The 11,654-nt window shown below is 63.8% G+C and carries 10 protein-coding genes; all 10 read left to right on the top strand.

Annotated elements, in window-relative coordinates; genetic code table 11:
- Window positions 1-2: 2 nt before the first annotated feature.
- The 10 genes from IB265_RS27885 (at window position 3) to IB265_RS27845 (ending at window position 11,625) form a co-directional block, all read left to right on the top strand.
- On the top strand, window positions 3-845 hold the full coding sequence (locus tag IB265_RS27885) for an enoyl-CoA hydratase family protein (RefSeq protein ID WP_057255219.1): 843 nt from the start codon (window positions 3-5) through the stop codon (window positions 843-845).
- Window positions 846-847: 2 nt separating this feature from the next.
- Complete coding sequence (locus IB265_RS27880; protein WP_057255218.1) at window positions 848-2,044, top strand: acyl-CoA dehydrogenase family protein; 1,197 nt, start codon at window positions 848-850, stop codon at window positions 2,042-2,044.
- A 17-nt stretch (window positions 2,045-2,061) separates the two neighbouring features.
- Window positions 2,062-3,249 carry an acyl-CoA dehydrogenase gene (locus IB265_RS27875; protein ID WP_057255540.1) on the top strand — a complete coding sequence of 396 codons (1,188 nt, stop codon included), beginning with the start codon at window positions 2,062-2,064 and terminating at the stop codon, window positions 3,247-3,249.
- Window positions 3,250-3,256: 7 nt separating this feature from the next.
- Window positions 3,257-3,688: a thioesterase family protein gene (locus IB265_RS27870; RefSeq protein WP_057255539.1), complete on the top strand. Its 432-nt coding sequence runs from the start codon at window positions 3,257-3,259 to the stop codon at window positions 3,686-3,688.
- Window positions 3,666-4,061 carry a RidA family protein gene (locus IB265_RS27865; protein ID WP_057255217.1) on the top strand — a complete coding sequence of 132 codons (396 nt, stop codon included), beginning with the start codon at window positions 3,666-3,668 and terminating at the stop codon, window positions 4,059-4,061. The genes IB265_RS27870 and IB265_RS27865 overlap by 23 nt, the downstream gene beginning before the upstream one ends.
- Window positions 4,062-4,071: 10 nt before the next feature.
- Window positions 4,072-6,054, top strand: a complete 1,983-nt coding sequence (locus IB265_RS27860) for a 3-hydroxyacyl-CoA dehydrogenase NAD-binding domain-containing protein (protein WP_057255216.1) — start codon at window positions 4,072-4,074, stop codon at window positions 6,052-6,054.
- Window positions 6,047-7,249, top strand: coding sequence for a 3-oxoadipyl-CoA thiolase (gene pcaF, locus IB265_RS27855; protein ID WP_057255215.1), 1,203 nt, complete (start codon window positions 6,047-6,049; stop codon window positions 7,247-7,249). The genes IB265_RS27860 and pcaF overlap by 8 nt, the downstream gene beginning before the upstream one ends.
- A gap of 242 nt (window positions 7,250-7,491) precedes the next feature.
- Complete coding sequence (locus tag IB265_RS27850; RefSeq protein ID WP_057255214.1) at window positions 7,492-8,931, top strand: NAD-dependent succinate-semialdehyde dehydrogenase; 1,440 nt, start codon at window positions 7,492-7,494, stop codon at window positions 8,929-8,931.
- A gap of 165 nt (window positions 8,932-9,096) precedes the next feature.
- Complete coding sequence (locus IB265_RS37390; RefSeq protein WP_255571072.1) at window positions 9,097-9,219, top strand: hypothetical protein; 123 nt, start codon at window positions 9,097-9,099, stop codon at window positions 9,217-9,219.
- A 336-nt stretch (window positions 9,220-9,555) separates the two neighbouring features.
- Window positions 9,556-11,625, top strand: a complete 2,070-nt coding sequence (locus IB265_RS27845) for an ATP-dependent helicase (RefSeq protein ID WP_057255213.1) — start codon at window positions 9,556-9,558, stop codon at window positions 11,623-11,625.
- Window positions 11,626-11,654: the final 29 nt, after the last annotated feature.

Raw genomic sequence — 11,654 nt, 5'->3', positions numbered from 1 at the left:
AGATGACAAACCCGATGCAGGCCAAGAAGCGCGCCTTTAAGGACTACAAGGCCAAGCACTTCCTGTTCGAAACGGACGCGGACGGCCGGGTCGCGACGATCACGCTCAACCGTCCGGAAAAGAAGAACCCGCTGACCTTCGAGAGCTACGAGGAGCTTTGCGACCTCTTCCGGTCGCTTGCCCGCGCCAGCGACGTGCGCGCCGTGGTGCTGACCGGCGCCAGCGACAACTTCTCCTCCGGCGGCGACGTCTTCGAAATCATCGAGCCGCTGACGCGCATGTCGATGCCGGACCTCTTGGATTTCACCCGCATGACCGGCGAACTGGTGCGCCAGATCCGCGCCTGCCCCCAACCCGTGATCGCGGCCGTGGACGGAATTTGCGCCGGCGCCGGGGCTATCTTGGCGATGGCTTCCGATTTCCGCGTCGCGACGCCGGAAGCGAAGACCGCCTTTCTCTTCACGCGCGTTGGGCTCGCGGGTGCAGACATGGGCGCCTGCGGCATTCTTCCCCGCATCATCGGCCAAGGCCGCGCCGCCGAACTGCTCTTCACCGGCCGGGTCATGACCGCGCCCGAGGGTCATGCCTGGGGCTTCTACAACGCCCTGCACGAGCGTGCGTCGCTGCTTGCCGAGGCGCAGAAATTCGCACGCACCATCGCCGATGGCCCCTGGTTCGCCCATGCGATGACAAAGAAGATGCTCGACCAGGAATGGGCGATGGGCATCGACCAGCTGATCGAATCGGAAGCCCAGGCCCAGGCGATCTGCATGGCGACCGGCGATTTCCGCCGCGCCTTCGAGGCCTTTGCCGCCAAGGCGAAGCCGGAATTCAAAGGGAATTGAGCATGAGTTCCCGTGACACGGCTTTGCGCCCACCAACCCGCGACCATCTCGACTGGCCGTTCTTCGACGATGGTCATCGTGCGTTTGCTACGGAGCTGGATGACTTCGTATCCCGTGGCGGCCTCGGCGAGATCGATCACGCAAATGCCGATGCCGCGTGCAAACACCTCGTCAGCGCCCTTGGCGCCGCAGGCGTGCTTCGCCATTGCGTGCCGAAAGCATTTGGCGGCGCAAGCGAGGAGATCGATAGCCGGTCGCTCTGCCTCATCCGCGAAACGCTTGCCTATACCGACGGTCTTGCCGATTTCGCCTTCGCCATGCAGGGGCTTGGCACCGGCGCGATCAGCCTTTCCGGTTCCGAGGCACTGAAGCAGGCCGTCCTGCCCAAGGTCAGCCGCGGCGAGTGGATTTCCGCCTTTGCGCTTTCCGAACCCGAGGCTGGCTCGGATGTCGCAGCGATGGCCTGTAGTGCGCGACGCGAGGGCGATCATTTCGTGCTCGATGGCGAGAAAACCTGGATCTCGAACGGCGGCATCGCCGACGTCTACACCGTCTTTGCCCGCACCGGCGAAGCGCCCGGCACGCGCGGCATTTCCGCCTTTGTGGTCTTCGCCGACACGCCGGGTTTCACGATCGCCGAGCGCATCGAGACCATTGCGCCGCATCCGCTTGCCCGGCTTCGCTTCGACAATTGCCGCATCCCGGCGTCGCAGCTTCTCGGAAGCCCCGGCGAAGGCTTCAAGATCGCCATGCGCACGCTCGACATCTTCCGCCCCTCCGTCGCGGCCGCCGCAACAGGCTTTGCCCGCCGGGCGCTCGACGAGGCAGTGGCGCATGCAAAGAACCGCAAGATGTTCGGCGCAACCCTTGCCGATTTGCCGACAGCGCAAAGCACGCTCGGCGAGATGGCGACTGCGATCGACGCCGCCGCCCTTCTGACCTGCCGCACGGCATGGCAGCGCGACGTGCAGAAGCGGCCGACCACGCGGGAAGCGGCCATGGCCAAGATGACGGCGACCGAGAATGCACAATGGGTCATCGACCAGGCGCTGCAGCTCTTCGGCGGCCGCGGCGTGCGCGTCGGCGAAATCACCGAACGGCTCTATCGTGAGATCCGGGCACTGCGGATCTACGAGGGCGCGACCGAGGTTCAAAAGCTCATCATCGGCCGCGAGCTGATGAAAGGTACGGGACGATAACGAGGGGGATGTCGAACATGCATGGTTCGAAGGCGTCATTCGACTGGCAGGATCCATTCAACCTGGATGCGCAGTTGACCGAAGAAGAACGCATGGTGCGGCGCACCGCGCAAGGTTTTGCCGAAGACCGACTGGCGCCGCGCGTGCAGGAGGCCTTCCGCCACGAGAAGACCGATCCGTCGATTTTCGCCGAGATGGGCGAACTCGGCCTGCTCGGACCGATGGTCTCCGAGGAATACGGCGGCGCGGGCCTCAACTACGTCTCCTACGGTCTGATCGCCCGCGAAGTAGAACGCATCGACAGCGGCTACCGCTCGATGATGAGCGTCCAGTCTTCCCTGGTGATCGTGCCGATCTATACCTTCGGCAGCGAGGACCAGAAACGCAAATACCTGCCGGGACTGATTGCCGGCACGAAAATCGGCTGCTTCGGTCTCACCGAGCCCGATCATGGTTCCGATCCCGGCTCGATGATCACCAAGGCCACCAAGGTCGATGGCGGCTATCTGCTTTCCGGCTCCAAGACCTGGATCTCCAATGCGCCGATCGCCGACGTCTTCGTCGTCTGGGCGAAGACCGCGGATGGTCTGATCCGCGGCTTCATCCTCGAAAAGGGATGGAAGGGGCTCAGCGCGCCGGCGATCCACGGCAAGGTGGGTCTCAGGGCATCGATTACCGGCCAGATCGTCATGGACGAGGTGTTCGTGCCGGAAGAAAACATGCTGCCCGATGTGACCGGGCTGAAGGGCCCCTTCACCTGCCTCAACTCCGCGCGCTTCGGCATCGCCTGGGGCGCCCTCGGTGCGGCTGAGTCCTGCTACGAGACGGCACGGCAATACGTCATCGACCGCAAGCAGTTCGGCCGGCCGCTCGCCGCCAACCAGCTGATCCAAAAGAAACTGGCGGACATGGCGACGGAAATTGCCCTTGGCCTGCAGGGATGCCTGCGCCTCGGACGCATGAAGGACGAAGGCAACCCGCCGGTCGAGCTGACCTCGATCCTCAAGCGGAATTCCTGCGGCAAGGCACTGGAAATCGCCCGGACTGCCCGTGACATGCTCGGCGGCAACGGCATTTCGGACGAGTTTCCGGTGGCCCGCCATCTCGTCAACCTCGAAGTGGTCAACACCTACGAAGGCACGCACGACATCCACGCTCTGATCCTCGGTCGTGCCATCACCGGCATCGCCGCCTTCGCGAACTGAGATCGAGATCATGTTTAGGGCCAATAGACCGCTGCGCTTTGGAGACTGCGACCCCTCGGGCATCGCCTATTTCCCGTCCTACCTCAACATTCTCGTCGGGGTGACGGAGGACTTCTTCGCGTCGCTCGGCTTTCCCTGGAGGACGATGAACGACGGGCTGCGGATCGGCGTGCCGACCGTGCGCCTCGATCTCACCTTCACTCGCCCGGGCTTTCAGGGCGACGAACTTGATTTCACGCTCAAGGTCCACGGCATCGGTCGGTCGTCGCTCGACATGGAGCATACGGTCTCGGCAAGGGACACGGTGCTCTGGACGGCGAAACAGCGCGTCGTCGCCACCTCGCTCGACAATCACGCTTCACTGGCATGGCCGGACGACATCCGCGCTGCGCTGACACAACATCTGGAGACGACCGATGCACACCATCCTGCAACCTGAAGGCTGGGCAAAGCCCATCGGCTACGCCAACGGCGTGGCTGCAACGGGCCGCACCGTTTTTGTCGGCGGCCAGATCGGCTGGAATGCGCAATCCGAGTTTGAGACCGACGATTTCGTCGAGCAGGTGCGCCAGACGCTGAAGAACGTCGTCGCTGTGCTCGCTGCCGGCGGCGCGGAGCCGCAACACATCACCACGATGACCTGGTACTTCACCGACAAGCAGGAATATATCGGTAATCTGCGCGGCATCGGCCAGGCCTATCGCGAGATCATCGGCCGGCATTTCCCGGCCATGGCGGCGATGCAGGTCGTGGCGCTGGTCGAGGACCGCGCAAAGATCGAGATCCAGGCCACGGCCGTCATCCCCGACTGAGGCTGCCACCATGTCCGAGGTCCGATTTTCTGAGAGCGTATCCGCTCGTATTGAAGGCGGCGTTCTGGTCGTCACCATCGACAATCCGCCCGTGAACGCGCTCTCTGCCCATGTCCGCTCCCGCCTGATGGCGGCGCTCGACGATGCGGCCAGTCTCCCGACGATTAGCGGCGTGGTCATCACGGGCGCCGGCAGCACCTTTATCGGTGGCGCCGACATCAGGGAGTTCGGCAAACCACCGGTCGAACCGACGCTTCCGGACGTGATCGAGCGCATCGAGACCTTCGACAAGCCTGTCATCTCCGCAGTGAATGGCGCCGCCCTTGGCGGCGGCTGCGAACTCGCGCTCGCCTGCCATGGCCGCGTCGCCGGCGAGAAGGCATCATTCGGCCTCCCCGAAGTCAAACTCGGCCTCGTCCCGGGCGCAGGCGGGACGCAGCGCCTGCCGCGTCTGACCGGTATCGTCGTGGCGATAGACCTCATCGGAACCGGGCGTGCCGTTAAGGCCGCCGAAGCTGTGACGCTTGGCCTTGCCGACAGCGTTGCCGCCGATCCCGTAGGTGCCGCACTGGCTTTCGTGCAGGAACGCGCTGCCAAACCGCTCCACCGGACCGGCATGATCGCCGTTCCGCCGGCGGACGCCGCAGCCGTGGACGTCGCTGCAGCCAAGGTTCTGGCGAAAGCCCGCGGCCAAGCCGCCCCCGCAGAGGCCGTTCGCCTCGTCAAGGCAGCTGGCGAACTCGATTTGAAACAAGGCCTGAGCGAGGAACGCGCGGCCTTCCTGCGTTTGCGCGATTCCACCGAGTCCGCTGCGCTCAGACACGTGTTTTTTGCCGAGCGTGCCGCCGGCAAGGTCGAGGGGCTCGACAAGGTATCGCCGCGCAGGATCGAGACCGTCGGTGTCGTCGGCACCGGGTTGATGGGTTCCGGCATCGCCGTCTCCGCCTTGACCTCCGGCTATCGCGTGGTCGCGCTGGAGCAGACGGAAGAAGCCGCCGCCAGCGGGCGGGCACGTATCGCCGAGACCCTCGACAAGACCCTGCGCTCCGGACGGCTGACTGCGGCCGGCCGCGACGACTGCCTCGCGCGACTGCAGACGACCGCGGAGGCCGGAGACCTCGCGAAAGCCGACCTCGTCATCGAAGCGGTCTTCGATGACCTTCAGGTCAAGACGCAGCTGTTTCAGAGGCTCGACGGCATCGTCGCACCCGGCGCCATCCTCGCGACCAATACGAGCTACCTCGATCCCGATGCGATTGCAGCCGCGGCAGCCGATCCGTCGCGGGTCGTAGGCTTGCATTTCTTCTCGCCCGCCAACGTCATGCGGCTTGTCGAAGTCGTCAACTGCGCCAAGACCACACCTGACGTGCTGGCGAGCGCGCTTGCCTTCGTCAAACGTCTCGGCAAGCTGCCCGTCGTCTCAGGCGTCACCGAAGGCTTCATCGGCAACCGAGTTTTCTCCGCCTATCGCCGCGAGGCGGAGTTCATGCTGGAGGATGGGGCACTGCCTGAGCAGATCGACGCCGTGCTCGAGGCCTATGGTTTTCCGATGGGTATCTTCGCCGTCAATGACATGGCCGGGCTCGATATCGCCTGGGCGCGCCGCAAGCGACAGGCTGCGACGCGGGATCCCGCTGCCCGTTATGTCGAAATCGCCGACAGGCTTTGCGAAGCGGGGCGTCTCGGGCGCAAGAGCGGCCGCGGCTGGTACGCCTATCCCGATGGCAAGCGGACCGTCGATCCCGAGGTCACTGCGATCATCGACACCGCAAGGGCGGTGAAGAACATCACGCCGCGCGATTTCACCGCGGACGAGATCATGAGCCGGCTTCTGAAAGCGATGGCCGACGAAGGAACGGCCCTGCTGGCGGAAGGCATTGCCGCACGTCCCGGCGACATCGATCTGGTGCTGATCAACGGCTACGGCTTTCCCGCGCATAAGGGCGGGCCGATGTTTACAGCCGAGCAAAGCAAGGACAAATCCCATGGGTGAAGCCTATATCGTCGGCGGCGTCCGCACGCCCATCGGTCGCTATGGCGGCGCGCTGTCGAGCGCGCGCCCGGACGATCTTGCCGCCCACGTGATCCGCGAGGCGCTGGCGCGCGTTTCGTCCGTTCCGACTGAGGCGATCGATGAGGTTGTTCTTGGCTGCGCCAACCAGGCGGGCGAAGACAACCGCAACGTCGCGCGCATGGCCGCCTTGCTCGCCGGGTTGCCCGAGACGGCAGCCGGAACGACGATCAACCGGCTCTGCGGTTCCGGGCTGGACGCCGTCGGCTACGCCGCCCGCGCGATCCGACTGGGTGAAGCCGAGATTATCGTCGCCGGCGGCGTCGAGAGCATGTCGCGCGCGCCCTTCGTCATGCCCAAGGCCGAAAGCCCGTTCCAGCGCAGCACTGAAATCCATGACACGACGATCGGCTGGCGCTTCGTCAATCCTGTCATGAAAACCCAATACGGCATCGACTCCATGCCGGAGACCGCCGAAAACGTCGCGACCGAGTTTTCCATCTCGCGCGAAGACCAGGACGGCTTTGCACTGCGCAGCCAGGCCCGGGCGGCCACTGCGCAAAAGAGCGGGCGTTTCGCCCGCGAAATCGCCCCTTATGCGATCAAGGCACGCAAGGGCGAGACGACATGCGTCGAGCAAGACGAGCACCCGCGCGAAACGACCATCGAGAAGCTCGCCAGTCTGCCGACACCGTTCCGCGCCAACGGCACGGTAACGGCCGGCAACGCCTCCGGCGTCAACGACGGCGCGGCTGCCCTCATCCTTGCCTCCGGCCAAGCGGTCGAACGCTACGGTCTAAAGCCTCTCGCCCGGGTCGACGGAATGGCAACGGCGGGTGTTCCGCCACGCATCATGGGCATCGGCCCTGTGTTTTCGACCCGCAAGCTCCTGGAGCGCCTCCGTCTTGATATCGGCGACATCGATATCGTCGAACTGAACGAAGCCTTCGCGGCACAGGCGCTCGCCTGCATGCGGCAGCTCGGACTTGCCGACGATGCGTCCCACGTCAATCCGAATGGCGGCGCCATCGCGCTCGGCCATCCGCTTGGCATGTCAGGAGCACGCCTGGCGCTGACGGCAGCATTGGAGCTTGAGGAGCACGGTGCGAAGCGTGCGATCGCCACCATGTGCATCGGCGTCGGACAGGGCATCTCGATGCTGCTGACGCGGCCGTGAATTCCGCCTGCTGGAAGGATCAATGTTCAAGGTCTGGCGCGATCGCCAGAGCACATCATCGCGGGTAGCCCCCATCCCCCATCGCCATCGGGCTTCAAACCCGACACGCCTATTCCTGACAAATCGCGTCTTGATATTGCCGGCGGAAGCGCCCAACTGATCGGCATCGCGCTCCTTCGCACTTTCCTCACCGGCGCGTCCTGCACTCGAAGCGATAGACGTCAATCTTCAAAGGTTCCCCCATGACCCAGTATCCCGATATCCTCCTTCATATCGACGGCACCTGGCGGCCGGCGCGCGCGGGCAAGACCATTCCCGTCATCGACCCTGCCACCGAGGAAACGATTGGCCAAGTGGCCTGGGCAGAAGTGGCGGATCTGGATGAAGCGCTGAACGCCGCCCAAAAAGGTTTCCAAGTCTGGCGTGCGACCTCGGCTTTCGACCGGGCAAAGGTCATGCGAACGGCAGCGGCGCTGCTGCGCGAGCGTGCCGGCGACATCGCCTGGCTGATGACGCGGGAACAGGGCAAGCCGCTGGCCCAGTCCAAGGGCGAAATCCTCAGCGCCGCCGAAATCATCGAGTGGTTTGCCGAGGAGGGAAAGCGCGCCTATGGCCAGATCATTCCGCCGCGCACGCCCGATGTCACCCAGATGACCGTCAAGCTGCCCGTCGGCCCGGTCGCCGCTTTCACGCCCTGGAATTTCCCGATCAACCAGGTCGTACGCAAGCTGTCCGCCGCGCTGACCACCGGGTGCTCGATCATCGTGAAGGCACCCGAGGAAACACCGGCATCGCCGGCCGAACTGATCCGGTGCTTCGTCGATGCTGGTATTCCCGCAGGCGTCGTCAACCTCGTCTATGGCGTGCCGGCGGTCATCTCGGAGTATCTGATCTCGCATCCGGTAATCCGCAAGATGTCCTTCACCGGCTCGACCCCGGTCGGCAAGATGCTGGCGGCACTCGCCGGCCAGCACATGAAGCGCGCGACGATGGAACTCGGCGGCCATGCCCCTGTCATCGTCACCGAGGACGCCGACATCGAGCAGGCCGTCGCGATCATGTCCGGCAGCAAGTATCGCAACGCCGGTCAGGTCTGCGTGTCGCCGACCCGCTTCCTGGTCCAGGAACGGGTGGCAGACCAGTTCCTTGAAGGTTTTGTCGCCGCATCGCGGAAGATCAAGGTCGGTAACGGCCTCGAGACTGGCATCGACATGGGGCCGCTGGCCAATGAGCGGCGCATCCCCGCGATCGAAAGCCTGGTCGCCGATGCCGTGGAGCATGGCGGCCGGCTCGCAATCGGCGGTCATCGTATCGGCAACCGGGGCTATTTCTTCGAGCCGACGGTGCTTGCCGACGTGCCGGTCAGCGCCGGTATCATGAATGACGAACCCTTCGGTCCCGTCTCCATCATCAACCGCTTCAACGAGCTCGATGAGGCGATCAATGAGGCCAACCGCCTGCCGTTCGGGCTTGCGGCTTACGCCTTCACCGGCTCCGAGCGAAGCGCCCATCGCCTCGCAAGCGAAGTCGAGAGCGGAATGATCTCCATCAACCATCTCGGCCTGGCGCTACCGGAGGTGCCCTTCGGCGGTATCAAGGATTCCGGCTACGGCACGGAAGGCGGCTCCGAGGCGATCGAAGCCTATCTGGAAACCCGCTTCGTCACGCGCAAGAGCGTGTAACCGCTCATTCCACTCCCGCGCGCGCCCGGCGCGCGCGGGAGATGCTGCTTGTCACTCACCAAGGGCACCAGCTCGACCCGCAGAAGTAGCAATCGCAAATTTACTCCCCTGTTACGAAGTTTGCCCACCATCGGACCCATGGCATGATGCCTATGGGAGAGCACGATGGGTTACGATTGGGATGGCGCACGCGGGCGCCGCATGAAGATCGCACGATTTGGCACGGCCGTCGCTCTGGCAACCTTGTTGGTGTCGGTCGCTGCGCAGGTCGTGGCCCGGGCAATCTAAACACCGACGGGTTGGCTTGTTCGGCGCACCGAAGGCCAGGTCGAAGGTTTCCGAACACGGTGACCAATAGCCCCCGGATCTGCTTCTCGAGATCGAAAATTCGGCCGTCCACGGCTCCGCTCCTCGATGTTCCGGATATTCTGCGGCATAGCAGCCTGTGAAAGCCCGGCCAGCCGGGTTTCCAGCGGCAATCGAAGCTGATACGTTCCATTTTTGTTCCGAGTCATCTGCTTCGGGCGAAGAGTTTGACGCCGTGAAGCGGAATCCGTGAACTCTTTCAAGGAGATGAAACGGAACGAAGATTTTGGGAATCTTGCTGACAACGCTTGGACACGTATGAGCGCCGCCTATCTCGAAAAACTGAATGACCGCCAGCGCCAGGCGGTGGTGCATGGTGTGGGATTGCCGCAAGGCCAGGTCGGCGGCCCTTTGCTGATTATTGCCGGCGCCGGGTCGGGCAAGACGAACACGCTCGCCCACAGGGTGGGGCATCTGATCGTCAATGGTGCCGATCCGCGTCGCATTCTGCTGATGACCTTTTCCCGCCGTGCCGCCGCTGAAATGACGCGCCGGGTCGGACGCATCTGCCGCCAGGTGCTCGGCGACAATGCCGCCGTCATGACGGATGCACTTTCCTGGGCCGGCACGTTCCACGGGATCGGCGCGCGGATCCTTAGGATCTATGCCGAACAGATCGGCCTTGGCGCGGATTTCACCATCCATGATCGCGAAGACAGCGCCGATCTCATGAACCTCGTCCGCCACGAGCTCGGCTTCTCCAAGATGGAAAGCCGCTTCCCGACAAAGGGCACGTGCCTTGCGATCTATTCGCGCGTCGTGAACTCGGAAAGCTCGATCATCGACGTCTTGAAGACCGCGTATCCCTGGGCTGTGAGCTGGGAACAGCAATTGAAGGAACTGTTTGCCGGCTATGTCGAGGCAAAGCAGGCGCAAAGCGTGCTCGATTACGACGATCTCCTTCTCTACTGGGCCCAGATGGTTTCCGACGCGGAGCTGGCGCAGGATATCAGCAGTCGTTTCGATCATATCCTGGTCGACGAATATCAGGACACGAACCGCCTTCAGGCCTCGATCCTGCTATCGCTCAAGCCCGAGGGCCAAGGCCTGACCGTCGTTGGAGACGACGCCCAGTCGATCTATTCCTTCCGGGCCGCGACGGTCCGCAATATCCTCGATTTCCCGAATGCGTTTTCGCCGGAACCCGCCGACGTCATCACGCTCGATCAAAACTATCGCTCGACGCAGCCGATCCTCGCTGCCGCCAACGGCGTCATCGGGCTTGCGCGGGAACGGTTCACCAAGAACCTCTGGACGGACAGGCAGTCCGAGCAGCGCCCGCAGCTTGTCACCGTCAAGGACGAGGCGGACCAGGCCGCCTATATCGTGGAGCAGGTTCTCGCCAACCGCGAGGTCGGCATAGCCCTGAAGCAGCAGGCGGTGCTGTTTCGCTCCGCCAACCACAGCGGCACGCTCGAAGTCGAGCTCACCCGTCGCAACATTCCCTTCGTGAAATTCGGCGGTCTCAAGTTCCTTGACAGCGCCCATGTCAAGGATCTGCTGGCAACCTTGCGTTTCGCGCAGAACCCGCGTGACCGCGTCGCCGGCTTCCGGCTGTTGCAGATGCTGCCCGGGATCGGCCCGCAGACGGCAGGCAAAATCCTAGACGCGATCGCCGCCGATCCGGAACCGCTCGCAGCGCTCGCGGAAATTCCAGCGCCACCCAAGACCGGGGAGGATTGGGCGAGCTTCGTTGATCTCGTTTCCGCTCTGCGGAAAGCGGACGCGGGATGGCCGGGAGAAATCGCGACGGCGCGCGCCTGGTACGAACCGCATCTCGACCGCATCCACGAAGACGCCGAAACGCGCAAGGCCGACCTCGTGCAACTCGAGCAGATCGCCGGCGGCTACCAGAACCGCGAGCGTTTCCTGACCGAACTGACGCTCGATCCGCCGGATGCCACCAGCGACCAGGCAGGCGTGCCCCTGCTCGACGAGGACTACCTGATCCTGTCGACCATTCATTCTGCCAAGGGACAGGAATGGCGCTCGGTCTTCATGCTCAATGTCGTCGACGGCTGCATCCCGTCCGATCTTGGTGTCGGCACAACCGCCGAACTCGAAGAGGAGCGGCGACTGCTTTATGTCGGCATGACCCGGGCGCGCGACCACCTGGCGCTGGTGACGCCGCAAAGGTTCTTCACCTACGGCCAGAACAGCCAAGGCGACCGGCATGTCTACGCATCGCGGACCCGCTTCATTCCGGCGACGCTGCTGCAGTTCTTCGAGACGACGAACTGGCCGAAGATTTCGGCGGCCGTCGGCGAACGCAGCGCCAAGCAGATCCGCATCGATGTCGGCGCCCGGATGCGTTCCATGTGGAAGTGAGGATGGGTCGCGGCCGTGATGCTTCGGTC

The organism is Ensifer sp. ENS10 (assembly GCF_014852025.1).
Classification (GTDB): Bacteria; Pseudomonadota; Alphaproteobacteria; order Rhizobiales; family Rhizobiaceae; genus Ensifer.
This window is presented reverse-complemented; position numbering and strand designations above follow the sequence as displayed.

Bases quoted from the DNA above. Each gene is read 5' to 3' on its own strand.
- IB265_RS27885 (WP_057255219.1), top strand. From the start codon at position 3: ATGACAAACCCGATGCAGGCCAAGAAGCGCGCCTTTAAGGACTACAAG.
- IB265_RS27880 (WP_057255218.1), top strand. From the start codon at position 848: ATGAGTTCCCGTGACACGGCTTTGCGCCCACCAACCCGCGACCATCTC.
- IB265_RS27875 (WP_057255540.1), top strand. From the start codon at position 2,062: ATGCATGGTTCGAAGGCGTCATTCGACTGGCAGGATCCATTCAACCTG.
- IB265_RS27865 (WP_057255217.1), top strand. From the start codon at position 3,666: ATGCACACCATCCTGCAACCTGAAGGCTGGGCAAAGCCCATCGGCTAC.
- IB265_RS27860 (WP_057255216.1), top strand. From the start codon at position 4,072: ATGTCCGAGGTCCGATTTTCTGAGAGCGTATCCGCTCGTATTGAAGGC.
- pcaF (WP_057255215.1), top strand. From the start codon at position 6,047: ATGGGTGAAGCCTATATCGTCGGCGGCGTCCGCACGCCCATCGGTCGC.
- IB265_RS27850 (WP_057255214.1), top strand. From the start codon at position 7,492: ATGACCCAGTATCCCGATATCCTCCTTCATATCGACGGCACCTGGCGG.
- IB265_RS37390 (WP_255571072.1), top strand. From the start codon at position 9,097: ATGGGTTACGATTGGGATGGCGCACGCGGGCGCCGCATGAAGATCGCA.
- IB265_RS27845 (WP_057255213.1), top strand. From the start codon at position 9,556: ATGAGCGCCGCCTATCTCGAAAAACTGAATGACCGCCAGCGCCAGGCG.